Origin of the sequence: Burkholderia ambifaria AMMD (genome assembly GCF_000203915.1) — a bacterium.
Taxonomy (GTDB): Bacteria; Pseudomonadota; Gammaproteobacteria; order Burkholderiales; family Burkholderiaceae; genus Burkholderia; species Burkholderia ambifaria.
Genome location: NC_008390.1, coordinates 3,402,250 through 3,427,829, shown reverse-complemented (window position 1 = coordinate 3,427,829; position 25,580 = coordinate 3,402,250). Strand labels below are relative to the sequence as shown.

Annotated in this window: 24 protein-coding genes; 13 read left to right on the top strand and 11 right to left on the bottom strand. The window is 68.2% G+C overall.

The features are described 5' to 3' along the window. Window positions 1–58: 58 nt before the first annotated feature. The 3 genes from fliK to BAMB_RS15670 all read left to right on the top strand — a co-directional run bounded on the left by fliK (window position 59) and on the right by BAMB_RS15670 (window position 2,745). On the top strand, window positions 59–1,429 hold the full coding sequence (gene fliK / locus BAMB_RS15680) for a flagellar hook-length control protein FliK (RefSeq protein WP_011658174.1): 1,371 nt from the start codon (window positions 59–61) through the stop codon (window positions 1,427–1,429). Continuing rightward, window positions 1,426–1,746: an EscU/YscU/HrcU family type III secretion system export apparatus switch protein gene (locus BAMB_RS15675; protein WP_011658173.1), complete on the top strand. Its 321-nt coding sequence runs from the start codon at window positions 1,426–1,428 to the stop codon at window positions 1,744–1,746. The genes fliK and BAMB_RS15675 overlap by 4 nt, the downstream gene beginning before the upstream one ends. A gap of 264 nt (window positions 1,747–2,010) precedes the next feature. After that, window positions 2,011–2,745: a PepSY-associated TM helix domain-containing protein gene (locus BAMB_RS15670; protein WP_041491290.1), complete on the top strand. Its 735-nt coding sequence runs from the start codon at window positions 2,011–2,013 to the stop codon at window positions 2,743–2,745. Between the two features lie 91 nt (window positions 2,746–2,836). Here the strand turns inward: BAMB_RS15670 and BAMB_RS15665 are convergent, their stop codons facing one another. The 8 genes from BAMB_RS15665 to BAMB_RS15630 all read right to left on the bottom strand — a co-directional run bounded on the left by BAMB_RS15665 (window position 2,837) and on the right by BAMB_RS15630 (window position 10,727). Further along, the gene (locus BAMB_RS15665) at window positions 2,837–3,862 is read right to left on the bottom strand and encodes an XdhC family protein (RefSeq protein WP_011658171.1); all 1,026 of its coding nucleotides are present in this window, start codon (window positions 3,860–3,862) and stop codon (window positions 2,837–2,839) included. A 288-nt stretch (window positions 3,863–4,150) separates the two neighbouring features. Continuing rightward, window positions 4,151–5,551 carry a branched-chain amino acid transporter BcaP gene (bcaP, locus tag BAMB_RS15660; protein WP_011658170.1) on the bottom strand — a complete coding sequence of 467 codons (1,401 nt, stop codon included), beginning with the start codon at window positions 5,549–5,551 and terminating at the stop codon, window positions 4,151–4,153. Window positions 5,552–5,774: 223 nt separating this feature from the next. Further along, the gene (gene rqpR, locus BAMB_RS15655; protein WP_011658169.1) at window positions 5,775–6,431 is read right to left on the bottom strand and encodes a response regulator transcription factor RqpR; all 657 of its coding nucleotides are present in this window, start codon (window positions 6,429–6,431) and stop codon (window positions 5,775–5,777) included. 7 nt (window positions 6,432–6,438) lie between these two features. After that, window positions 6,439–7,254, bottom strand: a complete 816-nt coding sequence (gene rqpS, locus BAMB_RS15650) for a quorum system sensor histidine kinase RqpS (protein WP_011658168.1) — start codon at window positions 7,252–7,254, stop codon at window positions 6,439–6,441. Between the two features lie 416 nt (window positions 7,255–7,670). Further along, window positions 7,671–8,441 carry a ferredoxin--NADP reductase gene (locus tag BAMB_RS15645; RefSeq protein WP_006751917.1) on the bottom strand — a complete coding sequence of 257 codons (771 nt, stop codon included), beginning with the start codon at window positions 8,439–8,441 and terminating at the stop codon, window positions 7,671–7,673. Window positions 8,442–8,668: 227 nt separating this feature from the next. Continuing rightward, window positions 8,669–9,316: a LysE family translocator gene (locus BAMB_RS15640; RefSeq protein WP_011658167.1), complete on the bottom strand. Its 648-nt coding sequence runs from the start codon at window positions 9,314–9,316 to the stop codon at window positions 8,669–8,671. Between the two features lie 101 nt (window positions 9,317–9,417). Continuing rightward, on the bottom strand, window positions 9,418–10,233 hold the full coding sequence (locus tag BAMB_RS15635; RefSeq protein WP_011658166.1) for an endonuclease/exonuclease/phosphatase family protein: 816 nt from the start codon (window positions 10,231–10,233) through the stop codon (window positions 9,418–9,420). Window positions 10,234–10,238: 5 nt separating this feature from the next. Next, window positions 10,239–10,727, bottom strand: coding sequence for a hypothetical protein (locus BAMB_RS15630; RefSeq protein ID WP_011658165.1), 489 nt, complete (start codon window positions 10,725–10,727; stop codon window positions 10,239–10,241). 418 nt (window positions 10,728–11,145) lie between these two features. Between BAMB_RS15630 and BAMB_RS15625 the strand changes: the two genes are divergently transcribed. From BAMB_RS15625 to BAMB_RS15580, 10 genes are all read left to right on the top strand, one after another. Further along, a complete protein-coding gene (locus BAMB_RS15625) occupies window positions 11,146–12,126 on the top strand; it encodes an AAA family ATPase (protein ID WP_011658164.1) in 981 nt (326 codons plus the stop codon). Window positions 12,127–12,250: 124 nt separating this feature from the next. Next, the gene (locus tag BAMB_RS15620) at window positions 12,251–13,360 is read left to right on the top strand and encodes an NAD(P)/FAD-dependent oxidoreductase (RefSeq protein ID WP_011658163.1); all 1,110 of its coding nucleotides are present in this window, start codon (window positions 12,251–12,253) and stop codon (window positions 13,358–13,360) included. A gap of 150 nt (window positions 13,361–13,510) precedes the next feature. After that, window positions 13,511–13,822, top strand: coding sequence for a high-potential iron-sulfur protein (locus BAMB_RS15615; RefSeq protein ID WP_006751923.1), 312 nt, complete (start codon window positions 13,511–13,513; stop codon window positions 13,820–13,822). A 191-nt stretch (window positions 13,823–14,013) separates the two neighbouring features. Beyond that, window positions 14,014–15,321, top strand: coding sequence for an MFS transporter (locus tag BAMB_RS15610; protein ID WP_011658162.1), 1,308 nt, complete (start codon window positions 14,014–14,016; stop codon window positions 15,319–15,321). A 315-nt stretch (window positions 15,322–15,636) separates the two neighbouring features. After that, window positions 15,637–17,265, top strand: a complete 1,629-nt coding sequence (locus tag BAMB_RS15605; RefSeq protein WP_011658161.1) for an ABC transporter substrate-binding protein — start codon at window positions 15,637–15,639, stop codon at window positions 17,263–17,265. Between the two features lie 117 nt (window positions 17,266–17,382). After that, window positions 17,383–18,393, top strand: a complete 1,011-nt coding sequence (locus tag BAMB_RS15600; protein ID WP_011658160.1) for an ABC transporter permease subunit — start codon at window positions 17,383–17,385, stop codon at window positions 18,391–18,393. 4 nt (window positions 18,394–18,397) lie between these two features. Next, a complete protein-coding gene (locus tag BAMB_RS15595; protein WP_011658159.1) occupies window positions 18,398–19,315 on the top strand; it encodes an ABC transporter permease subunit in 918 nt (305 codons plus the stop codon). A gap of 2 nt (window positions 19,316–19,317) precedes the next feature. Next, the gene (locus BAMB_RS15590; RefSeq protein ID WP_011658158.1) at window positions 19,318–20,316 is read left to right on the top strand and encodes an ABC transporter ATP-binding protein; all 999 of its coding nucleotides are present in this window, start codon (window positions 19,318–19,320) and stop codon (window positions 20,314–20,316) included. Continuing rightward, window positions 20,313–21,329 carry a peptide ABC transporter ATP-binding protein gene (locus BAMB_RS15585; protein ID WP_011658157.1) on the top strand — a complete coding sequence of 339 codons (1,017 nt, stop codon included), beginning with the start codon at window positions 20,313–20,315 and terminating at the stop codon, window positions 21,327–21,329. Before BAMB_RS15590 ends, BAMB_RS15585 begins: the two co-directional genes overlap by 4 nt. Beyond that, the gene (locus BAMB_RS15580; protein WP_011658156.1) at window positions 21,322–22,467 is read left to right on the top strand and encodes a TraB/GumN family protein; all 1,146 of its coding nucleotides are present in this window, start codon (window positions 21,322–21,324) and stop codon (window positions 22,465–22,467) included. The genes BAMB_RS15585 and BAMB_RS15580 overlap by 8 nt, the downstream gene beginning before the upstream one ends. Before the next feature lie 557 nt (window positions 22,468–23,024). Here the strand turns inward: BAMB_RS15580 and pxpA are convergent. The 3 genes from pxpA to pxpB are packed head-to-tail and all read right to left on the bottom strand — an operon-like array spanning window position 23,025 to window position 25,568. Next, window positions 23,025–23,789, bottom strand: coding sequence for a 5-oxoprolinase subunit PxpA (pxpA, locus tag BAMB_RS15575; RefSeq protein ID WP_011658155.1), 765 nt, complete (start codon window positions 23,787–23,789; stop codon window positions 23,025–23,027). Between the two features lie 55 nt (window positions 23,790–23,844). After that, window positions 23,845–24,915: a 5-oxoprolinase subunit C family protein gene (locus BAMB_RS15570; protein ID WP_011658154.1), complete on the bottom strand. Its 1,071-nt coding sequence runs from the start codon at window positions 24,913–24,915 to the stop codon at window positions 23,845–23,847. Continuing rightward, window positions 24,912–25,568, bottom strand: coding sequence for a 5-oxoprolinase subunit PxpB (gene pxpB, locus BAMB_RS15565; protein ID WP_011658153.1), 657 nt, complete (start codon window positions 25,566–25,568; stop codon window positions 24,912–24,914). Before pxpB ends, BAMB_RS15570 begins: the two co-directional genes overlap by 4 nt. Window positions 25,569–25,580 lie beyond the last annotated feature (12 nt).

The window sequence follows — 25,580 nt, the reverse complement described above, 5'->3', positions numbered from 1 at the left end:
GCGGCGGTTGCCGCGCCCGGCTTCGCAACGATGTGGCTGAGGTGAGCAGGCTCCGATCATGACCGGTATCGACTCCGTTGCGGCCGCCGTGCTGGCGAGCCGCCTCGACAGCCTGCTGAGCGGCACCGTGTCGCCGTCGGCCGGCGGCGGGGCGGCGTCGCAGGTCGGCACGCCCGGCGCCGGCGCATCGTCCGCGGCGCCGGCGGGCGGCTCGCCCGTCGCGCCGCCGGCATCCGCGCAGACCGCGTTGTCCGACGTTGCGCTCGTGCTCGACGCGATCTCGCGCTCCGGTGGGGGCGCGACGCCCGTGATTGCCGGGCGCACGCCGCTGCTGGCCGATCCTTCCGTGCTGCTGAGCGCGACGGCCGTGCCGCGGGGCGGGCAGCCGCACGGGCAGCCGGCCGCGGGTCCTGCTGCGCCTGTCGCTTCTTCCGCTGCATTGCCCGCATCCGACGTCGGGGCCGCGCGCGCCGCGTCGGACGCGCCGCCCGTCGCCGCGCTGCGCGCGGCGCTCGCGCAGGCCGTGAGTGAAAGCGGCCTCTTTTACGAATCCCATCTCGCGCAGTGGCTGGCCGGCCAGCGGCCGCTCGCCGCGCTGATGCGCGAACCGCAGGCGCGCCTCACGGCCGAGCCGGTGCAGCCGGCCCCGGATGCGGCGCAGCAAGACGCGCCCGATGTGCTCGACGAACTGCTCGCGCCGCGTCTGCCGCTGCCGGCGGCCGCGCGAACCGCCGTGCAGCCGGGCGCAGCCGCGCCGGGCGGTGCGGCTGCGCACTCGCTCGCTCCCGCGCAGAACGCGCCGGCGGCCGCTCGGCCGGGCATGGCGTCGAGCACGGCCGGAACGACCGACCCGCTCGGCGACCATCCCGACGCGCGCTGGACGTCCGCGCGGGCCGAACTGGCCGCCGCGTCGGCCGATCCGCAGGCGCAGGTATCGGCTGCTCCCGTGCATCCGGCCGCCGTGCCGATCGTGCGGCAGCAGCTCGATGCGCTGGCGACCGACCAGTTCCGCTGGGCGGGCGAGGCGTGGCCCGGCGCGCGGCTCGACTGGACGATCGAGCCCGACGATTCCGGCGGCCCCGCGTCGCGCGGCGGCGACGACGCGGGGGACGGCATCGCGTGGCGCACGCGGCTGACGCTCACGCTGCCGTCGCTCGGGACGGTCGACGCGGAACTGGTGTTGAACGGCGCGCAACTCGTCGCGCGGCTGCGCGCGAATTCGGCGGGCGCCGACCGGCTCACGCGCCACGAGGCCGCGCTGCGGCAGCGGTTCGAGGGTTCGGGACTGCGGCTCGGCGGACTGTCGATCCGCGCGGTCGGCGACGAACCGGACGGCTTCGACCCGCTCGTCGCGCACGCGGCTGCCGCCGCGTATGCGCGCAGCGCGCCGGGCGGCACGCCGGGCGCCGACGACGAGACGTCGCGATGAGCATGGCATCCCGCAAGCGCGCGGCCGCGCTCGTCTACGATCCGAAAGGCGGCGATGCCGCGCCGCGCGTGGTCGCGAAGGGATACGGCCTGGTCGCCGAGATGATCGTCGCCCGGGCACGCGATGCGGGGCTGTACGTGCATACCGCGCCGGAGATGGTGTCGCTGCTGATGCAGGTCGACCTCGACGACCGGATTCCGCCGCAGCTTTACCAGGCCGTGGCGGATCTGCTCGCGTGGCTCTATTCGCTTGATCGCACCGAGCCCGAGCCGGGCGACGCCGCGCCGCGCTTTCCACTGCCTCCGCTGCGCCGCTGAACAAACGGCGCCCGGTTTCTTGCGAACGGCTGTCGCGGTCTTTCGCAATCATTTCGCCGGTATGTTCGCTCTATGCCCGTGGATCGGCGCGCAATCCACCTGCTTCATCGCTCATCGCCTGAACTTATCGCCCGCCCGCCGTGCGCGCTCCGATTGAGCCGCCGCGTCATTTGTGTAATGATATCCATTCTCATTTTCACGTTATCCGGGCGACGCGCGTTTTCCGTGCGTCGCCCGTTGCTTTGAACGAATGGACCTTCTCGCGTGAACGCGCCCGAAACGATCGCCCCGCCGCAGGCGGGCATGCCTCCCGCGCACGTTACCGTGCCGCATCCGGCCGCACGTCCGCTGAGCGACGCCGAACTGGCGGCGCGCCGCCAGCGTTCGCGCCGCGCGACCTTCATCAAATGGCTGCGCAAGGTGCACGGCTGGGTCGGGCTATGGGGCGCGGTGCTCGGGCTGCTGTTCGGCGTGACGGGCGTGCTGCTCAACCACCGTGCGCCGCCGCTGAAGATCTCGACCGGCGAACCGCAGGTCGAGCAGATGCAGATCGCGTTGCCGGACCCGGTGCCGAAGTCGCCCGCGGCGATGACGAAGTGGCTGCAGCACGAACTGCACTTCGACGGCCGGCCGGGCCGTGTGCGCAAGGAACCCGCGCAGCCGGTCGCGTGGGGCGACAAGCGCGTGATGCAGCCCGAGCACTGGCAGATGGGCCTGTTCGGGCCGCACCAGAACCTGCAGGCCGAATATTGGGTCGGCAACGGCTACGTGTCGGTGAAGCGCACCGGCAACACGTTCCTGACGACGCTGAACAACCTGCATCGCGGCGTCGGCATGAATCTCGGCTGGGTGCTGCTGATGGACACGATCGCGGGTTCGCTGATCCTGTTGTCGCTGACGGGCGTGCTGCTGTGGACGGAGCTGAACAAGCGCCGCACGGTCGGCGTCGTGCTGGTGGTCGGCTCGGTCGCCGCGGCGCTCGCCGCGGGCCTCGCCTGACGTAACGTACCTGACGTAACGGTTGAAACGCGCCGGCTCGGTGCCGGCGCGTGGTGCGCGCATCCGGCGCGACGGCCCTGCGCCGCCGCCCTCACAGGCCGCAGGTCGCGCCGTTGTTGGCCGCGATCTCGCGGGCGGCCTTCGCCCCCTCGACCTGCAGGATCGTCGGCAGCGACACGTTGTTCTTCGCGGCCGTGACCTCGGCGAGGATCGAGATCGCGATTTCCGGCGGCGTGCGGCTGCCGATGTAGATGCCGGCCGGCCCGTGCAGCCGCGCCAGTTCCGCGTCGTTCAGGTCGAATTCGAGCAGCCGCTCGCGCCGCGCCGCGTTGTTGCGCCGCGAGCCGAGCGCGCCCACGTAGAACGCGGGCGTCTTGAGCGCCTCCATCAGCGCGAGATCGTCGAGCTTCGGGTCGTGCGTGAGCGCGATCACGGCCGAACGCGCGTCGAGCTTCATGTCGAGCACGGTGTCGTCGGGCATCGTGTGCACGACGCGCGTGCCCGGCACGTCCCACGCATCCGTGTACTCGTCGCGCGGATCGCAAACCGTCACCTGGTAGTCGAGCCCGACCGCGATCTGGCACAGATAGCGGGACAACTGCCCGGCACCGATCACGAGCATCCGGTAGCGCGGCCCGTGGATCGTCACGAGCCGTTCGCCGTCGAACGCGAGCCCGTCGGTTGCCTGCGCGGGCGACAGCGACGCGCGGCCGGTCGCCAGCGTCATCGTGCGCGTGACGAGCCGGCCGGCCTCCACCTCGGCGCACAACGCGGCAATCCCGCTGTCGCGCGTGAGCGGCTCCAGCACGAGCTGGATCGTGCCGCCGCAGGGCAGCCCGAAGCGGTGCGCTTCCTCGGCCGTCACGCCGTACTTGACCGCTTCCGGGCGCGCATCGGCCGCGATGCCGCTCGCATGCACGCGGGCGATCAGGTCGTCCTCGATGCACCCGCCGGACACGGAGCCGACCACGAGCCCGTCCTCGCGCACCGCGAGCATCGCGCCTTCGGGGCGCGGCGACGAGCCCCACGTCTTCACGACCGTCACGAGCAGCACGCGGCGCCCTTCGTCGAGCCAGCGCGCGCTCGACTTCAACACGTCGAGATCCACACTTTCCATCGTCGTTACCTCATTGATTGGGCGCATTATGACGCGCCCGCCGCAGGCTTGCTTGCGGTGCGCCGACGCGTGGCCGATCGGTGGCGGGGATCGAGAGGATCGGTTCGGGCGAGCGGTTCGGGCGGCCAGCTCGGATGGCCAGCTCCCACGCCCAGTCCGGACGACCGGCTCGGACCGCCCGCTCAGGCTGCCCGCACACGCTGCCCGCCGCCCCACAAACGCAAACGGCGCGCCCGCGAGGCGGGTGCGCCGTTGCAGCGGAGCGACGCGGCGCGTCGCGGCCGGATGTCAGTCCGCGTGGCCGCGGGCGAGCTTCGAGTGGTGACGCGAATACAGGAAGTAGATCACGAGGCCGATCACGAGCCAGATGCCGAACGCGGCCCACGTGACGGGCTGCAGGTTCAGCATCAGGAACAGGCACGCGGCGACCGCGAGGATCGGCACCACCGGCACGCCCGGGCAGCGGAACGCGCGCGGCAGCTCCGGATGCGTGCGGCGCAGCACCAGCACCGCGATCGACACCATCGAGAACGCGGCGAGCGTGCCGATGTTGATCAGCTCGGCGAGCACGTTCAGCGGCACGAGCGCGGCGATCAGCCCGAAGAACAGGCCGACGAGCCAGGTCGTCAGGAACGGCGTCGCGAAGCGCGGATGCACGCGCGACAGCATCGCCGGCAGCAGCCCGTCGCGCGACATCGCGAAGATGATCCGCGTCTGGCCGTAGCTCATCACGAGGATCACGGTCAGCATGCCGAGCACCGCGCCAAGATCGATGAAGCCCGCGACCCACTTCTCGCCGGCGATCTGCAGCGCATACGAGATCGGGTGCGACACGTTCGCGTACTGGGCCGCCGGCACGATGCCGGTCGCGACCGCCGCGACCGTCACGTACAGCACCGCGCACACGGCGAGCGACGCGATGATGCCGATCGGCAGGTCGCGCTTCGGATTCTTCACTTCCTCGGCCGCCGACGACACCGCGTCGAAGCCGATGAACGCGAAGAACATCACCGCGGCCGCGCCGAACACGCCGTTCCAGCCGTGCGGCATGAACGGTTTCCAGTTCGCGGGCGTCACGTGGAACAGGCCGACCGCGATCACGAGCAGCACCACCGACACCTTGATGAACACCATGATGTTGTTGATGCGGGTCGACTCGCGGATGCCGATCGACAGCAGCGTCGTGATCACCAGCATCACGAGGAACGCGGGCAGGTTGAACCACGTGACGACGTCGGGGATCGCGCCGGGCGCGGCCGTCAGCACGGTCGGCAGCGCGAGCCCGAAGCCCTGCAGCAGCGACTGCAGGTAGCCCGACCAGCCGACCGACACGGCCGACGCCGCGAGGCCGTATTCGAGCATCAGGTCCCAGCCGATGATCCATGCGACGAGCTCGCCGAGCGTCGCGTACGAGTACGTGTAGATCGAGCCCGCGACCGGAATCGTCGACGCGAATTCGGCGTACGACAGCGCCGCGAGGCCGCACGCGATCGCCGCGATCACGAACGACAGCATCAGCGCCGGGCCGGCCTGAACGGCGCCGGTGCCGGTCAGCACGAAGATCCCGGTGCCGATGATCGCGCCGATGCCGAGGAAGGTGAGGTCGATTGCGCCGAGCGCTTTCTTGAGCCCGGCGCCATGCGCGCCGGCGATCATGCGATCGACGTTTTTCTTGCGGAAGAGGGACATTGCGGATGAGTCTCCAGCGCGCGCGAACGCGGCGGCGCCGAGTGAGAGAAGGAAAACCCGCAATTTTAGCCGATTTGGCGCGCAAGACCTGCTGCGATGCAGCGGCGCGCGGCGAAATCGTCCGAGAAAACAAGCGCTTGCGCGCAGCGTGCGGCGACCGGGGCTGAAGCGGCAGGCCGGCGCGGCCCGGCGCGCCTCCCGCGATTCCGGTGAATCCGATGAATCAGGCGCCCGATGCAGGCGCCATGTCGACGAGCCGGTTGCTCATCACGTAGAACGTCAGTTCCGCGTTGTTCGACAGCCGCATCTTCTCGAGCAGCCGCGACCGGTACACGCTGACCGTCTTCACCGACAGCGATAGCGTGTTCGCGATATCGGTGAGGCGCTTGCCCGATGCCAGCATGCAGAGCGTCTGGTATTCGCGATCGGACAGCTTCTCGTGCGGCAGCGGTTCGTTCTCGAACGACACGTATTCGGCGAGCGCCTCGGCCATCGCCGGGCTCACGTACTTGCGGCCGGCCGCGACCTGCTGGATCGCGCCGATCATCTGCGCGGCATTCACCGTCTTCGACAGATAGCCGGACGCGCCGGCCTTCAGCGCGCGCACCGCGTACTGGTCCTCGCGGTACATCGAGAACATCAGCACCGGCGTGCCCGGCAGCTTGCGCTTGATGCGCTTGAGCAACTCGATGCCGTTGGTGTCCGGCAGCGAGATATCGAGCAGGATCACGTCGAAGGTCTGGCGGTCGACGGCGGCCACCGCATCGCTGCCGGTCTCGGCTTCGGTCACTTCGCGCGCGACGCCGCGGTCGATCAGCAAGTGGCGGACCCCTTGCCGGACGATTGCGTGGTCGTCCACGAGCAGGATGTCCAGGCTCATCGCGACCTCACGAAAGCGACGCGCGGCGCGTGGCGGCCGGCACCGCGAACAGCGAGTTCCATGCGAAACGCGCGGTGATGCGCGTGCCGCGGCCCGATTCCGGCGCGCGCGTGTCGAAGCTGCCGCCGAACGCCTCGCAGCGTGCGCGCATGCCGGCGAGGCCGTAGCCGACACGCCGGCGGCGCGAGAAACCGGTCCCATCATCGGTGATGCTCAGGGACAGATGCGAGCCGTCCGTGTCGATCCGCACGTCGACGGACGCCGCGCGCGCATGCTTCGCGACGTTCGACAGCGCTTCCTGCGCGACGCGGAAGATCGCAAGGGCGCTTGCGCCGGCGAGCTGCGTGAGCCGTGCGTCGGCCGCGCAGACGAAGCTCGTGCGCAGGCCGGTGCGGGCCGCGTGGCTGTCGACCCATGCCGATAGCGCACCGACGAGCCCGCCGTCGAGCGCCGGCGTGTCGCGCTCGTCGATCAGGCGGCGGTTCGCATCGGTCGCGGCGTCGAGTGCCTGCTGCGCCAGTTCGAGCGCGCGCAGGCAGCCTTCGGGCGCATCGGCCGGCAGCCACGTTTGAACGTTTGCGAGCGCGAATCGGGCGGCGGTGAGTTCGGCGCCGAGCCCGTCATGCAACTCGCCGGCCAGATGGCGGCGGGCGGCTTCGTCGGCTGCCATCAATTGGGTGGACAGCGTCGCGATCCGGCTGGCGGATGCGTCGCGCTTGGGGAGGGTTTCGGCCACGGGTGCGGCCGCGGCGCGACTGTGCACGAGCGGCCGCGACGGGAACGGGGCGTGGGCGCCGGGGGGCGCGTTGAGCGACGTATCCATGACTCTCCCTGCTGTCAGAAAGCGATTCACACACCGGCTGGCTGCGTGGATTGGCTGCCGTTTCGATCGCGGCCGCCGCCAGAGAGTCGCCCCGGGCCGAGGTAACAAAAGTTACATCTTGTAACGTTTGATTCCGACCCTTCAACGACCATCCGAACCGCAACCGCGCCGGCCGAATCATATCTCAAAAAATCTGGAAAAGTCATGCCGGGCGGACATTTAAGGGTAAATGTGAATAATCGGAACGAACCTGTTGTAGGAAAAACACCGACACGAAAGCACCGGGCCCGCCCGTATCAAAATGTAACTATTTGAGATTAGATGGTCGCAGTTTGTTACGAATTCGCCAAGTGGGGACGAAAAAAAACCGGAGCTTTTGCCCCGGTTTCTTGATGCCGCACAAATTCGGGGATCGATCAGTCCACGAATGCGCGCTCGATCACGTAGTGACCCGGTGCGCTGTTCTTGCCTTCGACCAGGCCGGCCTGCTTCAGCAGGTCGGTCGTGTCCTTCAGCATCGCGGTGCTGCCGCACAGCATCACGCGGTCGTTTTCCGGCGAGAACGCCGGCACGCCGAGATCCGTGAACAGCTTGCCCGTCGCGATCAGGTCGGTGATCCGGCCCTCGTTGTCGAACGCTTCGCGCGTGACCGTCGGGTAGTACACGAGCTTTTCCTTGATGATGTCGCCGAGGTACTCGTGGCCGGGCAGGTCGTGCTTGATGTAGTCCATGTACGCCAGCTCGCCCTTCAGGCGGCAGGTGTGCGTCAGGATGACCTTGTCGAAGCGGTCGTAGATGTCCGGATCGCGGATGATCGACATGAACGGCGCGAGACCCGTGCCGGTCGACAGCATCCACAGCGTCTTGCCGGGCAGCAGGTTGTCGGCGACGAGCGTGCCGGTCGGCTTCTTGCCGATCAGCACCGAGTCGCCAACCTTCAGGTGCTGCAGGCGCGACGTCAGCGGGCCGTTCTGGACCTTGATGCTGAAGAATTCGAGGTGCTCTTCGTAGTTCGGGCTGACGATCGAGTAGGCGCGCGCGAGCGGCTTGCCGTCGACTTCGAGGCCGACCATCGTGAATTCGCCGTTGTTGAAGCGCAGGCTCGGCTCACGGGTGCAGGTGAAGCTGAACAGCGTGTCGGTCCAGTGATGGACGGATTGGACGGTGGCGGTGTCGTATTTGCTCATGGCTTTGAAAACGGACGCGCGTAGCGAACGCGTGTAACGGGCCCAAAAACGGGCAAAAAAACCGAGTGCGTCGGCCCGATCGCGGATCGGCCGGCCGGCGCGTCGGACACGCGCCTTCTCGATGACAGACGTTTGAGGAACTGGTTATTTTACCCTGCTTGGGACAGATGCGGGCTTGACCCGCCCGGCTGCGCGGATTTGGCGCAACGAATCATTTCAGCGAGCTTTCAACGATCGGCCGCGAGCTTCGCGCCGAGGCCGACGAGCGCGACGCCGCACAGCGCGTCGAGCGGGCGCCGCACGCGCCGGTAGCCGCGCTGCGCGCGCGGGCTCGCGAACAGGAACGCCACGCACGAATACCAGCCGGCCGACAGCACGCCGATCGTCACCAGCACCGCGCCGTTGAACCACAGCGGCACGTGCGCGGGCAGCATCGCCGCGAACACGCTGGTCCAGAACGCGCACGATTTCGGGTTGGTCAGGCAGGTGAGCAGGCCGCTGCGATACGCACGCAGATAGTCGCGCAGGCGCGGCGCGGCCAGCGGCGCGCTCACATCCGCGGTGTCTGCCGGCGCCGCGTCGCGGCGCACGCCCGAGCGCAGCAGCTTGATGCCGAAATACACGAGATAGACGGCGCCGCCGATCCGGATCGTCTCGTACAGCCATTCGACCTGGTGCAGGACGGCCGCGAGGCCGAGCATCGCGAGCGTCGCCCAGGCCATCGATGCGGTGCCGACGCCGAGTGCCGACGCCGCGCCGAGGCTGCGCCGCCCCGCGAGCGACAACTGCGAAATCATGAAGAAGTTCGGGCCGGGCGTGATCGCCGCGACGAGATAGACGACGGCGATTTGCAGCAGGATCGGCAGGTAGTTCATCGCGGCGGGGTGGCAGGCGGGCAAAGCGTTACTGTAGCGCGCGCCGTGCAACCGCGCTTGCGGTGTCAGGGCTTCAAGGGCGTCAGCGCTTCAAGGGTGCATCACCGCGGATCGAGCCGCAGCCGCGCGATATACGGCAGGTGGTCGGACAGCCAAGCGGTTTCGCCGGACGGCGCCTGCCATTCGAGCGGCGTCAGCCCGCGCACGAACATCTTGTCGAGCGCGAGCGCGGGGGAGAACGCGGGGAACGTGCGGCCCGACTGGCCGAGCAGCGTCGCGACCTCGGACATTCCGATCTCGCCGAACAACGCGACCGAATCGTTGCGCCAGTCGTTGAAGTCGCCGGCGAGCACGAGCGGATCGTCGCCCGCGTTGCGCACGATCCAGTGCGCGATCCAGTGCATCTGGCGCAGCCGCGCCGCGCGCGTGAGCGCGAGGTGCGCGCACAGCAGCGTGACGGGCCGCGCGCCGGCGAGCGTCGCGCGCGCGACCAGCAGCCCGCGCCGCTCGAACCGGTGCGCGGAGATGTCCCAGCGGCCGCCGAGGTCGAGCGGATGTGGCGACAGGATCGCGTTGCCGTGCCGCCATGACGGCTTGAACACGTTGGGCCCGAGCGCGATCTGCCAGTCGAGTGCCTGCGCGATCTCGGTGGCCTGGCAGTGCCACACGTCGTCGACCGCGTCGTCGATCGGTGCGCCGAAGCCGGTTGCAAGCATCGGGCGCGGCATGCGGCGCGCCATCGCTTCCTGCAGAAAATACACGTCGGCGTGCGTCGATTGCATCCAGTTGCGCATCGCATTCCACGCGGTGAAGCCGAGCGGCGAGCGGCCCTTGTGCAGGTTCCAGCTGACCGCGGTGATTTCGTCGGGCGCGGCGTGCGGTTCGGCGAACGGCAGGGACAGGGCGTCGGCGGACATGGCGCTCAGTCCTTCGCGACGCGCGCACGCATGCGGTAGACGAGATGCGGATGCTGCTCGACGAGCGTCCAGTCGGTCCAGGCCTCGCCGCCGACCGACAGCCCCGGATGGCTCGCGACGATCTGTCGCGGCGACGCGGGCACGCACGGATCGCTGCGCGTCGCGTTTTCGTCGTCGAGGGTTTCCTGCACGTCGAGCGCGAGCGACACCGTGTGCGCGGCGTCGTCGACGGCGAGCGGCGCGACCGTCACCGAGCGCGAGCGCTCGGTCGGCACGACGCGCGCGGCATTGCCGCAGCCGACGGGCACGGCGGACGGATAGCGATGGGTGTCGGTGCGGGTTTGACCGACGGTGGTGCGCTGCTGGAACGTGTCGATCGTCTGACCGTCGCGCACCACCTGGATCTCCCATGCGACGGCGGCCGGTGCGGGGCTCTGCGCATGGGCCGCGAGCGCGATGCTCGCGAGCAGGACGGCCAGGCCGTGTTTCAGCATGAAACTTCTCCGGAAACGCGGGGTAGCGGGGAATGGACGCACATCTTACGCCCGATCGATTTGGACGGTCGTGTGACAGGACGCGTCGCCGCGGGTTCGCAGCACGATCCGGTCCTGATAGAAAGGTAGGTGCGCGTCACGCGTTTTCAAGCGAAAACGCGCGCGAACCCGGTGACACTTGCGCGCTCGATGACGAGGCGGTTTTCGATCGCGTCCGGAGCGTAGCCAGGCCGGCGCGACGGCCGGTGAACCGTTGATGATACGCCGCGCGGCGCGACGCTGCAGTGCACGCGCGGTGTTAGCAGCAGTGTCGGACGGCTGCTTGCTTGCACGCCGATGCGGGATCGCTACACTGAAATCGTAAGGGTCTGATGGTCGTGTCTGATGGTCGTGTGATGGCAGCAGGAGCGAGGTTGGTATGACGACGGCGATGGTGAAACAGGAACTGGCGGTGGCATCCTTCAGCACGGTGTACGACCTCGAGCAGGTCGAGACCGCGCTCAACGACTTGAACGAGAGCGCGAGCGACGCACTGCGCGCCACCTACGAGCGGATGCTCAAGACGGGCAATCTGCGCTTTTGCGTGAAGCCGAACCGGATGCCGTCGTTCGACGAACTCGGCGACGCGCTGCCCAATTTCACCGAGCCGCTCGACGACGTGCGCAAGCAGGTCGCGCTGTGCCTCGAGACCGACGACCGGCTCGAACTGATGCCGATCCTGCTGCTCGGGCCGCCCGGCATCGGCAAGACGCATTTCGCGAAGGCGCTCGCGAAGCTGCTCGGCACCGCGTATCACTACGTGCCGATGAGTTCGCTGACGGCCGGCTGGATCCTGTCGGGCGCGTCGTCGCAGTGGAAGAACGCGAAGCCCGGCAAGGTGTTCGAGGCGCTCGTCAACGGCAGCTACGCGAACCCGGTGATCGCGGTCGACGAGATCGACAAGGCCGGCAGCGACGCGCAATACGATCCGCTCGGCGCGCTGTATGCGTTGCTCGAGCACGACACGGCGCGCGCGTTCGTCGACGAATTCGCCGAAGTGCCGATCGATGCGGGCAACGTGATCTGGATCGCGACCGCGAACGAGGCGCAGGCGATTCCGGAGCCGCTGCTGAACCGGATGAACGTGTACGAGATCGCGCCGCCCGATGCGGCCGGCGCGCGACGGATCGCGCAGACGATCTACGACGAGATCCGCACGTCGCACACGTGGGGGCAGCGCTTCCCCGACACGCTCGACGACGACGCGCTCGACGTGCTCGCCGCGACGCCGCCGCGCACGATGCGCCGCGCGCTGCTGCATGCGTTCGGCGCCGCACGGCTCGACGGCCGCGACGTGATCGCGCCGTCCGACATCCGCGCCGACGAGGGGGCCGCCAAGCGCCGACCGATCGGATTCTGAGGCGGCGGCGCGCGGTTCGCCGCGGCCCGCGCGTACATGCCGATACAGATGGGTTCGGCAGGCGGGCGAACCGGGACGTACAATTCCTATCTCTCCCCTCGACGCGTGAGCGACGCGAAACGCCATGGAGCAGACGGATTGTGTGGTGATCGGCGCAGGTGTGGTCGGTCTTGCGATTGCGCGTGAGCTGGCCGCGCGCGGGCGCGAAACGATCGTGCTCGAGGCGGCCGACGCGATCGGCACGGGCACGAGTTCGCGCAACAGCGAGGTGATTCACGCGGGGCTCTACTACCCGCGCGGCACGCTGAAGGCGATGTCGTGCGTGCGCGGGCGCGAACTACTGTACGAATTCTGCGAAACGCATCATGTGCCGCACCGGCGCATCGGCAAGCTGATCGTCGCGACGAGCGTCGCGCAGGTGAAGCAGTTGAAGGCGCTCGCCGCGCGCGCGGCGGAAAACGGCGTGCTCGACCTGATGCCGCTCACGCGCGCCGAGGCGCAGACGCTCGAGCCCGCGCTCGACTGCGTGGAAGCGGTGTTCTCGCCGTCCACCGGCATCGTCGACAGCCACCAGCTGATGCTCGCGCTGCTCGGCGACGCGCAGCGCAACGGTGCGACGTGCGTGCTGAAATCCCCGGTCGAGTCGATCGACGTGCTGCGCGGCGGCCGCTTCGTCGTGCGCACCGGTGGCGACGTGCCGACCGAAATCGAGGCGGCGTGCGTGATCAACAGCGCGGGTCTCGGCGCGCAGGCGCTCGCGCGCCGCACGCGCGGCCTCGACCCGCACTGGGTGCCGCCGCTCTATCTCGCGCGCGGCAACTACTTCAGCCTGTCCGGGCGCGCGCCGTTCTCGCACCTCGTGTATCCGATGCCCGACCGGGGCGGGCTCGGCATCCACCTGACGCTCGACCTGGCCGGGCAGGCGCGCTTCGGCCCGGACGTCGAATGGGTCGATGCGCTGCGCTACGAAGTCGATCCGGCGCGCGCGCAGGCGTTCTACGCGTCGATCCGCGCATACTGGCCGGAACTGCCCGACGACGCGCTGCAGCCGGCCTACTCCGGGATCCGTCCGAAACTCGCGGGGCCGGGCGAGCCGCCGGCCGATTTCATCGTGCAGGGCGGCGCGCAGCACGGCGTGCGCGGGCTCGTGAACCTGTTCGGCATCGAGTCGCCGGGGCTGACGGCGTCGCTCGCGCTCGCGCAGCGCGTCGGCGACATGACGTCGAACGCGTGACGCGCACGGGGCGGCGCCGTGTGCGAGCCCCCGTGTGAAATCTCTTATCTCCGGCATTTCGGCACGCACATTTGTGTGCATGGCGGGTATTCTGTCGGACGGCTGTCGACAGAACGGCTTTCAAACCAATAACGTTGGAGCGAGTCCCCCATGAAAACAACCCGTCGGAGTTTCCTGATCACGAGCATTGGCGCCGTGTCCGCGCTGGCGCTGTCGCGCGAAGCGCTGGCCGACGCGCCGATGCTGTCGGAAACCGATCCGACCGCCGTGGCGCTCGGCTACAAGGCCGATGCCACGAAGGTCGACAAGACGAAGTATCCGAAATACGCAGCGGGCCAGGATTGCGCGGCCTGCATGCTGTACCAGGGCAAGAAGGGCTCGGCTTCGGGCCCGTGCGGTGCATTCCCCGGCAAGCAGGTGTCGGCGAAGGGCTGGTGCAGCGCATTCTCGAAGATGGGTTGACGTGCACAGCGGCATCGTGCGGTTCCGCAATGTGGCGAAAACCGCGAAACGCCCGCCATCGGAAGATGGCGGGCGTTTTTTATGCTTGAAAACGGTTCCGTCGCTTTCTACACTCGCTGCACACCAGCGCGCCGCGGGCCCTCCGCGCGCCGCACCGCCCGACACGGCGAATTCACGAGGACGAGGCACGCATGGCGACGATTGCGAATTCAACGAAAACGGCCCGCCCCGAGCGTGCGCTGAACCGGCGCGCGGTCGTGGCGGCCGTGATCGGCAACGCGCTCGAGTGGTACGACTTCACGGTGTTCGGCTTCATGACTGTCGTGATCGCCGAGCTGTTCTTCCCGACTTCCAGTGAATATTCTTCGCTGCTGCTGACCACCGCGACGTTCGGCGTCGCATTCTTCATGCGCCCGATCGGCGGCATCGTGTTCGGGCTCTATGCGGACCGCGCGGGCCGCAAGGCCGCGCTGTCGCTCGTGATCCTGCTGATGACGGCCGGCATCTTCCTGCTCGCGATCGCACCGCCCTATGCGGCGATCGGCATCGGCGGCCCGCTGCTGATCGTGCTCGGCCGCCTGCTGCAGGGTTTCTCGGCCGGCGGCGAATTCGGCAGCGCGACCGCGCTGCTGATCGAAGCCGCGCCATTCTCGAAACGCGGCTTCTACGGCAGCTGGCAGATGGCGAGCCAGGCGGCCGCGCTGCTGATCGGCGCACTGGTCGGCGCGGCGATCACGCGCGGGCTGTCGCACGACGCGCTGCGCAGCTGGGGCTGGCGCGTGCCGTTCATCCTCGGGCTCGTGATCGGTCCGATCGGCTTCTATATCCGCCGTCATCTCGCCGATTCCGAAGCATTCCTGCATGCGCAACAAAGCGCGCGCCGCGCGACGCTCGGCGAAGTGTTCACGCGCTATCCGCGCGAGGTGCTGTGCGGGCTCGGCTCGGTGATCGCGCTGACGGTCACGATCTACGTGCTGATTAGCTATCTGCCGACCTTCGCGGTGAAGCAGCTGAAGCTGCCGTATGCCGAATCGTTCTACGCGGTGATCATCGGCAATCTGTTGCTGATGGTGCTGTCGCCGATCGCGGGCGCATGGTCGGACCGCATCGGCCGCAAGGGGCTGTCGCTGTGGTCGCTCGTGCTGACGCTCGCGCTGATGTATCCGCTGTTCGCGTGGCTCGACGCCGCGCCGAGCATCGGGCGGCTGATCGCGGTGCAGGCCGTGCTGTCGGTGACGCTCGCGGGCTACTACGGGCCGTTCGGCGCGATGATCGCCGAGCTGTTCCCGGCCAACGTGCGCTCGACCGGGCTGTCGATCGCGTACAACGTCGCGGTGATGCTGTTCGGCGGGTTCGGGCAGTTCATCGTCACGTGGCTGATCAAGACGACGGGCACGCCGCTCGCGCCCACCTATTACGTGATGGCGGGGCTCGCGCTGTCGATCGTCGCGGTCGCGTTCGTGCCCGCGCGCAACGCGGATCTCGACGCGCCGGACTGAGCCCGCGTGCAGCACGGGCACCGCATCGTTTCCAAGGCTGCAACAATGCGCGCGGCATGGCCCGAAAACGGGCTGACGTGCCGCTATCGGCGCGTACAAATTGTTTAGTTCACGAAGGAAACACGCGCCGGATCGGCGAAATGGCCGTCCGCGCGTGCAGAGGCACTTTTCGCGTGTGCCAGACATCCGCAAAAACCCGCGGAAATGCGTGTAGAAGAGTTTTTTCTCCAGCTTGTTGCAGAATCGCTAGCTCAAGTAATATCCGCGTACCCGGCCCCTGGGGGACCGGTTCCGATCTGGAAACCTGGAGGAAACATGGAATACAACCGTCTGTTGCACACCCTGCGTGTTACCGCCATTGCAGGCGTGGCAGCGGCATCGCTCGGCGTCGCGGGTTCTGCATTCGCACAGATCCCGAACAAAACGCTCGTCTACTGCTCAGAAGGCAGCCCGGCGGGTTTTGATTCCGCGCAATTCACGACCGGCGTCGATTTCACGGCCGCCACGTTCACCGTCTACAACCGACTCGTCGAATTCGAGCGCGGCGGCACGAAGGTCGAGCCGGGCCTCGCGGAGAAGTGGGACGTCTCGTCCGACGGCAAGGTGTACACGTTCCACCTGCGTCATGGCGTGAAGTTCCACACGACCGACTTCTTCAAGCCGACGCGCGAATTCAACGCGGACGACGTCGTGTTCTCGTTCGAGCGCATGCTCGATCCGAACCAGGCGTTCCGCAAGGCCTACCCGGTGTCGTTCCCGTACTTCACCGACATGGGCCTCGACAAGCTGATCACGAAGATCGAGAAGGTCGATCCGTACACTGTGAAGTTCACGCTGGCCGAACCGAACGCGCCGTTCATCCAGAACATGGCGATGGAATTCGCGTCGATCCTGTCGGCCGAATACGGCGAGCAGCTGATGAAGGCCGGCAAGGCCGCCGACATCAACCAGAAGCCGGTCGGCACGGGCCCGTTCATCTTCCGCAGCTACACGAAGGACGCGACGATCCGTTTCGACGGGAATCCTGACTATTGGAAGAAGGGTGCCGTGAAGCTGTCGAAGCTGATCTTCTCGATCACGCCCGACCCGGGCGTGCGCGTGCAGAAGATCAAGCGCAATGAATGCCAGGTGATGAGCTATCCGCGTCCGGCCGACATCGCGACGCTGAAGGCCGACTCGGGCATCGACATGCCGTCGCAGCCGGGCTTCAACCTCGGCTACCTCGCGTACAACGTCGAGCACAAGCCGGTCGACAAGCTCGAGGTGCGTCAGGCGCTCGACATGGCGATCAACAAGAAGGCGATCCTCGAATCCGTCTATCAGGGCGCGGGCCAGGCCGCCACCGCGCCGGTGCCACCGACCCAATGGTCGTACGACAAGAACCTGAAGATGCCCGCGTACGACACCGCGAAGGCGAAGGCGCTGCTCGCGAAGGCCGGCTTCCCGAACGGTTTCGACATCACGCTGTGGGCCATGCCGGTGCAGCGCGCGTACAACCCGAACGCCCGCCTGATGGCCGAGATGATCCAGGCCGACTGGGCGAAGATCGGCGTGAAGGCGAAGATCGTCACGTACGAGTGGGGCGAGTACATCAAGCGCGCGCACTCGGGCGAGCAGGACACGATGCTGATCGGCTGGACGGGCGACAACGGCGACCCGGACAACTGGCTCGGCACGCTGCTCGGCTGCGAGGCGATCAAGGGCAACAACTTCTCGCACTGGTGCTACAAGCCGTTCGACGAGCTGGTCCAGAAGGGCCGCACGACGACGGGCCAGGACGCGCGCACGAAGATCTACACGCAGGCTCAGCAGATCTTCGCGCAGCAGCTGCCGTTCTCGCCGATCGCGAACTCGACGGTCTATCAGCCGGTACGCAAGAACGTGGTCGACATGCGCATCGAGCCGCTCGGCTATGCCCGCTTCGACGGTGTCGGCGTGAAGTAACACGACCCGTGTAAGCTGTCTGCAACGATCGAGAAGGCACTATTCATCCGGCGGCGGGAGGCCAAAAGCTTCCCGTCGCCGGTCGCACATTTCCCACAAGAAAATACGAGACGCATCATGTTCACTTTCGTGTTGCGCCGCGTGGGCATGGTGATCCCGACCTTCATCGGCATCACCATCCTGGCGTTTGCGCTGATTCACCTGATACCGGGCGACCCCATCGAAGTGATGATGGGCGAGCGCGGCGTCGATCCCGCGATGCATGCGGAGGCAATGAAACGGCTCGGCCTCGACCAGCCGCTGCCGCTGCAGTACATCCACTACATCGGCCGTGCGCTGCACGGCGACCTCGGCACGTCGATCATTACCAACACGAGCGTCGCGGGCGAATTCTTCGCGCGCTTCCCGGCGACGGTCGAGCTGTCGCTGTGCGCGCTCGTGTTCGCGCTCGCGGTCGGCCTGCCGGCCGGCGTGATCGCCGCGCTGCGACGCGGCTCGGCCATCGATCACGGCGTGATGGGCACCGCGCTCACCGGCTACTCGATGCCGATCTTCTGGTGGGGGCTGATCCTCATCATGGTGTTTTCGTCGTATCTCGGCTGGACGCCCGTGTCGGGGCGCATCGCGGTCGAATACGACTTCCCGCATCCGACGGGCTTCATGCTGATCGACGCGTTGTTCGCGCCGGACGAAGGCGCGTTCAAGTCGGCGGTCAGCCACCTGATCCTGCCCGCGATCGTGCTCGGCACGATCCCGCTCGCGGTGATCGCGCGGATGACGCGCTCGTCGATGCTCGAAGTGCTGCGCGAGGACTACATCCGCACCGCCCGCGCGAAGGGGCTGTCGCCCGCGCGCGTGGTCGTCGTGCATGCGCTGCGCAACGCGCTGATCCCGGTCGTCACCGTGATCGGCCTGCAGATCGGCACGCTGCTCGCGGGCGCCGTGCTGACCGAGACGCTCTTTTCGTGGCCCGGTGTCGGCAAGTGGCTGATCGATGCGATCGGCCGTCGCGACTATCCGGTCGTCCAGGGCGGCATCCTGCTGATCGCGACGCTCGTGATCGTCGTGAACCTGGTCGTCGACCTGCTGTACGGCGTGCTGAATCCGCGCATCCGCCACACGAGGTAATTCCATGAGCAATCTGCAAAACACCCTGCCGAGCGAATCCGCGCCGGCCGGCGGCCGTGCGCTCGCGCTGCGCGAGTTCTGGGCCAACTTCTCGCGCAACCGCGGCGCCGTCGGCGCCGGCATCGTCGTGCTGGTGTTGATCCTGGTCGCGCTGCTCGCCCCGCTGATCGCGCCGCACAGCCCGGTCGAGCAATACCGCGACTACGTGAAGATCCCGCCCGCGTGGCTCGAAGGCGGCAACTGGCGCTTCATCCTCGGCACCGACGAAGCGGGCCGCGACATTCTTTCGCGCCTGATGTTCGGCGCGCGGATGTCGTTCTGGATCGGCTTCGTGTCGGTCGTGCTCGCGCTGATCCCCGGCATCGTGCTCGGGCTGGTCGCCGCGTTCTTCCAGAAGTGGGCCGACACGCCCGTGATGCGCATCATGGACGTGCTGCTCGCGCTGCCGTCGCTGCTGCTCGCGGTCGCGGTCGTCGCGATCATCGGCCCGGGCCTCACCAACACGATGTTCGCGATCGCAATCGTCGCGCTGCCGGCCTATGTGCGTCTCACGCGCGCGTCGGCGCTCGGCGAACTGCAGAAGGAGTACGTGACGGCGTCGCGCGTGGCCGGTGCCGGCACGGTGCGCCTGATGTTCTCGCAGGTGCTGCCGAACTGCACGGCGCCGCTGATCGTGCAGGCGACGCTCGGTTTCTCGTCGGCGATTCTCGATGCGGCCGCGCTCGGCTTCCTCGGCCTCGGCGTGCAGCCGCCGACCGCCGAGTGGGGCGCGATGCTCGCGTCCGCGCGCGACTACATCGACAACGCATGGTGGATCGTGACGATGCCCGGCCTGTCGATCCTGATTTCGGTGCTCGCGATCAACCTGCTCGGCGACGGGCTGCGCGACGCGCTCGATCCCAAACTGAAGCGGATGGCCTGACCATGAGCCAAGATCTACTGACTATCCGCAATCTCGCGGTGAACTTCAACGGCCTGCCCGCTGTCGACCGGATCAACCTGTCGGTCGCGCCGGGCGAGGTGGTGGGCGTCGTCGGCGAATCGGGCTCGGGCAAGAGCGTGACGATGATGGCGCTGATGGGCCTGATCGACGCGCCGGGCAAGGTGACGGCCGACGAGGTCACGTTCAACGGCGTGGACCTGCTGAAGGCGTCGCCGAAGGCGCGCCGCAAGATCGTCGGCAAGGACATCGCGATGGTGTTCCAGGACGCGCTGTCGAGCCTGAACCCGAGCTACACGGTCGGCTACCAGATCAAGGAGGTGCTGAAGCTGCACGAAGGACTGCGCGGCGACGCGCTGCACCGGCGCGCGCTCGAACTGCTCGACCAGGTCGGCATTCCCGATGCGAAGAACCGCATCACGGCGTTCCCGCACCAGATGTCGGGCGGGATGAACCAGCGCGTGATGATCGCGATGGCGGTCGCGTGCAACCCGAAGCTGCTGATCGCCGACGAGCCGACCACCGCGCTCGACGTGACGATCCAGGCGCAGATCATGGATCTGCTCGTGAAGCTGCAGAAGGAGCGCGGGATGGCGCTCGTGCTGATCTCGCACGATCTGGCTGTGGTGTCGGAGGTCGCGCAGCGCGTCGCGGTGATGTATGCGGGCGAGGTCATCGAGACCAATCGCGTGCCGGACATCTTCCGTGCGCCGCATCATCCGTACACCGAAGCGCTGCTCGCGGCGATTCCCGAGCACAATAAGGGGGCGCGTCGCCTTGCCGCATTGCCGGGCATGGTGCCGGGCCGCGATGATCGCCCGTCCGGCTGCCTGTTCGCGCCGCGCTGCAAGTACGTCGTCGACGATTGCCGCAAGGCGCGTCCGGCGCTCGACACGCTGGTGCCGGCCAACGATGCGATGCGTGCGCGCTGCATCAAGCCGCTCAATATTTCCAACCTCGACCAGACGGGAGGCGCACGATGAATGCAGTCCACGAAACGCGTGCGCCGCACGACGACGAGGAAGCGGTGCTGATCGCGGACGGCCTCGCGAAGCACTACTCGGTGAAGCGCGGGATGTTCGGGCAGGGCACCGTGAAGGCGCTGAACGGCGTGTCGTTCACGCTCAAGCGCGGCAAGACGCTCGCGGTCGTCGGCGAGTCGGGCTGCGGGAAATCGACGCTCGCGCGCCAGCTCACGATGATCGAGACGCCCACCGCGGGCAGCCTCGTGATCGACGGCAAGAACGTGGCCGGCGCGAACCGCGAGACGGTCGCCGACCTGCGCCGACGCGTGCAGATGGTGTTCCAGAATCCGTTCGCGTCGCTGAACCCGCGCAAGACCGTCGAGCAGACGCTCGGCGAGCCGCTCGAGATCAACGCGAACCTGACGGCCGCCGAACGCGCGGCGCGCATCGCGCAGATCATGCGCACGGTCGGCCTGCGGCCCGAGCACGCGAAGCGCTATCCGCACATGTTCTCCGGCGGCCAGCGCCAGCGCGTCGCGATCGCGCGCGCGATGATCCTCGATCCGCGCATCGTCGTCGCCGACGAGCCGGTGTCCGCGCTCGACGTGTCGATCCAGGCGCAGATCCTGAACCTGTTCATGGATCTGCAGGAGCAGTTCAAAACCAGCTACGTGTTCATCTCGCACAACCTGGCGGTGGTCGAGCATGTCGCGGACGACGTGATGGTGATGTACTTCGGCAGCGTCGCCGAGCTCGGCGACAAGGCGACGATCTACGCACGGCCACGGCATCCGTACACGCGCGCGCTGATGTCGGCGACGCCGGCGATCTTCGAGGAAGACCGCCGCGTGCAGATCAAGCTGCAAGGCGAGCTGCCGTCGCCGCTCAATCCGCCGTCGGGCTGCGCGTTTCACCAGCGCTGCCCATACGCGATCGAGCGTTGCCGTGTCGAGGAACCGCAGTTGCGCGACGTCGACGGACGCCGCGTGGCCTGCCATCGCGCCGAGGAGGTGGGGGAGGCGAATGCCTGATGGTTTGGCGGCGCGCGCGTCAGACGTGCGCCGTTCGGGGACTGGCAGCGCGCGCGTGATGCGCGCGTGCCGCAACGCACGGCGCTGGAGCGTGCGCACGGTCACGGGCGCGGCGCTGGCCGGCGCGTGCGTGGCCGCCAGCGTGCTGGTCCCGGCCGACGCCGCACGTGCCGAAGGGCGCGCGCCGTCGAGTTCGCCGATCCATCCGTCGCAGGTACCGCCGCCCGGCCTGAGCCTGCCGGGCTTCCACGCGCCGTCCGTGTCGAACGGCACGGTCGCGCGCGGCACGGTGCGCGTGCAGCCCGCGCGCATGCCGTTCTATGTCGCCACCCGCGGCCGGGTCACGCTGTACGTGCTCGGCACGCTACATACGGGCGACCCGTCCGACTACCCGAGTGCCCAGCCGTTCCGGCCGCGCATCCTCGGGGCGCTGGCCGCGTCGCCGACGCTCGCGCTCGAGCTGTCGCCGGACGATCTGCTCGAATCGCAGGACGACGTGTCGAAGTACGGCGTGTGCCGCTACCCGTGCCTGCAACGCCTGCTGCCCGAGCCGCTGTGGCAGCGGCTCGCCGCGCGCCTGCGCGGCAATCCGGCCGCGCTCGTGGAGATCCGCCGGATGCGGCCGTGGCTCGCGGCGCTGGTCGTCGAGACCTACGACTCGCTGTCGGCCGGCCTGCAGACCGAATACGGCACCGAGGCGCAGCTGCAGAACGTGTTCCTGAAGAAGAAGGGCGGCCGCGTGATCGGGCTCGAGACGCTGGCCGAGCAGATGCGTGCGTTCACCGGGCTGACACTCGCCGAGCAGCGCGAGATGCTCGCGCAGGACATGGTGCAGACGCCGGCGCAGAACGCGGCCGACATCAAGGCGCTGCACCGGCTGTGGCAAATTGGCGACGCCGATGCGATCGCCGCGTGGGCGGTCGCGAAGAGCGAGCGGCTGGCCCGGTCGAAGGCGCTGTCGGCGTCGATCGACAACAAGATCCTGTACGAGCGCAACCGGCGCTTCGTTGCACGAATGACGGCAATCGCCGCGCCGGACAGGCCGGTATTCGTCGCGATCGGCGCGCTGCATTTGGGCGGCCCGCGCGGCGTGCTCGAATTGTTGCGCCGGCAAGGATACCGGGTCGACGCGAACTGATCGCGCCGGATGTCGCGCACCGATCCTCCCCTGTTTGCTCGACATCGCGCGCGCGTTGCGAAGCGTCGGTGCGGCCGCGCGGTCCGATAAGGAAAACCCTCGAATCCTCAGGAAATAGCGTTTAAGACCATTGACATCCCGTTCCGCGAATCTCTATTCTTCATCCCACAAGTTGAAAAAATGAAAAGAATAGATAAGTTCTACGGGGTAGCAGAAAACAAAGCGCGGGGTTAGCGTAGCCGGCACGTGATGCGCGTGCCGGCCACGGAGTGTCTGCATGCACGGCGGGGCCAAACATCGTCGGTACAACAAATGCATGCGGCAGACTTGCGGATAAGCGACGTTCCGTCGTCCGACCGGGGGAAGCAGTATTCGGGCGGCGGCGGACGTTTTTTAATCCGGAGCAGGTTTCCGGTCACCGTCGACAGACGGTTTCGGGGGGCGAATCGACAGACGGCGAAGTCCGCGGCGATCGTGCCAACAGAAAAGCGCCACCAGGGCGCTTTTTTCTTTGGTGCGACGGTTTTGGTCGGAGGGCAGCGGGGCTTGCGCGCCGCTCAGGCGTCTTCGTCGGCCTGCAGCGCGCCGGGCGCGACCACGTCGACACCCGCCGCTTCGAGCGCCGTGCGGATCCGCTTCGCGAACGCGAGCGCATGCGGGCCGTCGCCGTGCAGGCAAACCGTCTGCGCATTGAGCGGCACCCACTCGCCGCTCACCGCGCGCACCTTCCGCTCGCGCACCATGTCGAGCGTGCGCGCAAGCACGGCATTCTCGTCGTCGATCAGCGCGCCGGGCTGGCTGCGCGGCACGAGCGAGCCGTCCGCACGATAGCCGCGATCGGCGAACACTTCCTCCACCGCGGCGAGCCCTGCGTGGCGCGCGGCCGCGACGAACACGCTGTTGGCGAGCCCGAACACGGCGAGCGACGGATCGAAGTCGTGGATCGCGGACACCACCGCGTCGGCGATCAGCGGGTCGCGCGCGGCCTGGTTGTACAGCGCGCCGTGCGGCTTCACGTGCGCGATGCGGCCGCCTTCGGCCTGCGCGATCGCCGACAGCGCGCCGAGCTGGTACAGCACGCCCGCGTAGATGTCGCCGGCCGGCAGCTGCATTTCCTTGCGCCCGAAATTCTCCGGGTCGTGAAAACTCGGGTGTGCGCCGATCGACACGCCTTTCTGCACGGCCCAGCGCACGCAGTCGCGCATCGCATTGGCGCCGCCTGCATGCCAGCCGCACGCGATGTTCGCCGACGTGACGAGGTCGAGCAGCGCCTCGTCCGATCCGCATCCTTCGCCGAGATCGGCATTCAGATCGATTTCCATGATGTTCGTCGTCCACGGATGGCGTGGCGCGTCCTCCTTGTTGCTTACGACATTGTCACGCCGCGCGCGATTGCTCGCGGCGGCGCGTTTCCTCGCGCATCTCGATCGCGACGTCGATCTGCCGCAGATACGCACGTTCCGCGCTCAGCGCGGTGCGCGCGGCGTCGCGCGTCGTGCGCACGAAGCGGATCGGCAGGTTCAGGCGCGCCTGCGCGAGTTTCCAGAGATCCGCGTGGATCACCGTGCCGATCTTCGGATAGCCGCCGGTGGTCTGCGCATCGTGCATCAGCACGATCGGCTGGCCGTTCGGCGGCACCTGGATCGTGCCGGGCAGCACCGCGTGCGACAGCAGCTCGACGGGCCGCTCGCGCACCAGCTCGGCGCCGGCGAGGCGATAGCCCATCCGGTTGCTGTTCGCGGTGACGAGCCATTCCTCGTCCCAGAACGCCTGCTGCGAATCGGCCGCGAACGACGCGTAGTCGGGGCCCGGCAGCACGCGCACGGGCATCGCCCACGGCGCGTGCGCGGGACGGTGGTGGCGGCGCGGGGGTTCGTCGACGCGCACGAACGCGCACCACATGGGCGCCTTCACGCCGAATTCGGGCGCATCGGCCGCGAGGCAGCCGGCGCCGGCCGGCGGCACGCCGACCGGAAGCCGATCGCCGTCGCGCAGCGCGCGGCCGCCGAGGCCGCCGAAGCGCGACGCGAGATCGGTGCTGCGCGAGCCGAGCATCGGCAGCACGTCGACGCCGCCCGCGATGCACAGGTAGCCGCGCATCCCGCGCTTCGCGGCCGGCAGCACGAGCGTCTGCCCGGCCTCGACCGGCAGGCTCCACCATGAATACACGGGCTTGCCGTCGAGCGTCGCGCCGAATTCGGTGCCGGTGATCGCGATGCGCGTCGCGCGCGTGAAGCGGAACGCGGCCGGGCCGATCGTGATTTCGACGGCCGCCGCGTCGGGGCGATTGCCGACCAGCCGGTTGCCGACCTCGAGCGCGAGGCCGTCGAGCGCGCCGCCCTGCGCGACGCCGAGATGGCGCGTGCCGCGGCGGCCGAGATCCTGGACGGTCGACAGCGGGCCGGCGCGGACGACCTCGATCGTGCCCGGTGCGGTGTTCTGGCTCATGTCGCGTCGACTCCGGCAATGGTGAAGCGTACGCGGTCGCCGGGCAGCAGCAGTGTCGGCTGCGCCCGCGTGGGATCGAACAGCACGTGCGACGTGCGGCCGATCAGTTGCCAGCCGCCGGGCGACGTGGCTGGATAGATGCCCGTCTGCGCACCGCCGATGCCGACCGAGCCGGCCGGCACTTCCAGGCGCGGCGCCGCGCGGCGCGGCGTGTGCAGCGACGCATCGAGGCCGCCGAGATACGCGAAGCCCGGCTGGAAGCCGACGAAGAACACGACGTATTCGCCGGCCGCGTGGCGCGCGACGACTTCGTCGGCCGACAGCCCCGTGTGCGCGGCGACGGCCGGCAGGTCGGGGCCGGCGGTGCCGCCGTATTCGACGGGAATCTCGACTTCGCGGCCCTCCGCGTGCTCGACGTCGGCGGTTTCCCACGCGTCGCGCAGCGCCGGCGTGAGCGACTCGGCCGTCGCGGCGAGCGCGTCGAACACGATCGTCAGATTGTTCATGCCGGGCACGACGTCGATCACGTCGGGCCACGCGCGCGCGACCTCGGCGACGGCCCAGACGCGGCGCTGGCAATCGAGCGTGGCGGGCGGCGGCACCTCGCAGACGAGGGCGGCATCGCCGAGCGGATAAATGCGGGGTTGCGTCATCGGACTGGCACG

Coding starts and splice junctions, on each gene's coding strand:
- BAMB_RS15615 (WP_006751923.1), top strand. CDS start 13,511: ATGAAAACAACCCGTCGGAGTTTCCTGATCACGAGCATTGGCGCCGTG.
- BAMB_RS15635 (WP_011658166.1), bottom strand. CDS start 10,233: ATGTCCGCCGACGCCCTGTCCCTGCCGTTCGCCGAACCGCACGCCGCG.
- BAMB_RS15620 (WP_011658163.1), top strand. CDS start 12,251: ATGGAGCAGACGGATTGTGTGGTGATCGGCGCAGGTGTGGTCGGTCTT.
- pxpA (WP_011658155.1), bottom strand. CDS start 23,789: ATGGAAATCGATCTGAATGCCGATCTCGGCGAAGGATGCGGATCGGAC.
- BAMB_RS15605 (WP_011658161.1), top strand. CDS start 15,637: ATGGAATACAACCGTCTGTTGCACACCCTGCGTGTTACCGCCATTGCA.
- BAMB_RS15625 (WP_011658164.1), top strand. CDS start 11,146: ATGACGACGGCGATGGTGAAACAGGAACTGGCGGTGGCATCCTTCAGC.
- BAMB_RS15590 (WP_011658158.1), top strand. CDS start 19,318: ATGAGCCAAGATCTACTGACTATCCGCAATCTCGCGGTGAACTTCAAC.
- pxpB (WP_011658153.1), bottom strand. CDS start 25,568: ATGACGCAACCCCGCATTTATCCGCTCGGCGATGCCGCCCTCGTCTGC.
- BAMB_RS15610 (WP_011658162.1), top strand. CDS start 14,014: ATGGCGACGATTGCGAATTCAACGAAAACGGCCCGCCCCGAGCGTGCG.
- BAMB_RS15665 (WP_011658171.1), bottom strand. CDS start 3,862: ATGGAAAGTGTGGATCTCGACGTGTTGAAGTCGAGCGCGCGCTGGCTC.
- bcaP (WP_011658170.1), bottom strand. CDS start 5,551: ATGTCCCTCTTCCGCAAGAAAAACGTCGATCGCATGATCGCCGGCGCG.
- BAMB_RS15600 (WP_011658160.1), top strand. CDS start 17,383: ATGTTCACTTTCGTGTTGCGCCGCGTGGGCATGGTGATCCCGACCTTC.
- BAMB_RS15595 (WP_011658159.1), top strand. CDS start 18,398: ATGAGCAATCTGCAAAACACCCTGCCGAGCGAATCCGCGCCGGCCGGC.
- BAMB_RS15645 (WP_006751917.1), bottom strand. CDS start 8,441: ATGAGCAAATACGACACCGCCACCGTCCAATCCGTCCATCACTGGACC.
- rqpR (WP_011658169.1), bottom strand. CDS start 6,431: ATGAGCCTGGACATCCTGCTCGTGGACGACCACGCAATCGTCCGGCAA.
- BAMB_RS15585 (WP_011658157.1), top strand. CDS start 20,313: ATGAATGCAGTCCACGAAACGCGTGCGCCGCACGACGACGAGGAAGCG.
- BAMB_RS15580 (WP_011658156.1), top strand. CDS start 21,322: ATGCCTGATGGTTTGGCGGCGCGCGCGTCAGACGTGCGCCGTTCGGGG.
- BAMB_RS15570 (WP_011658154.1), bottom strand. CDS start 24,915: ATGAGCCAGAACACCGCACCGGGCACGATCGAGGTCGTCCGCGCCGGC.
- fliK (WP_011658174.1), top strand. CDS start 59: ATGACCGGTATCGACTCCGTTGCGGCCGCCGTGCTGGCGAGCCGCCTC.
- BAMB_RS15675 (WP_011658173.1), top strand. CDS start 1,426: ATGAGCATGGCATCCCGCAAGCGCGCGGCCGCGCTCGTCTACGATCCG.
- rqpS (WP_011658168.1), bottom strand. CDS start 7,254: ATGGATACGTCGCTCAACGCGCCCCCCGGCGCCCACGCCCCGTTCCCG.
- BAMB_RS15630 (WP_011658165.1), bottom strand. CDS start 10,727: ATGCTGAAACACGGCCTGGCCGTCCTGCTCGCGAGCATCGCGCTCGCG.
- BAMB_RS15640 (WP_011658167.1), bottom strand. CDS start 9,316: ATGAACTACCTGCCGATCCTGCTGCAAATCGCCGTCGTCTATCTCGTC.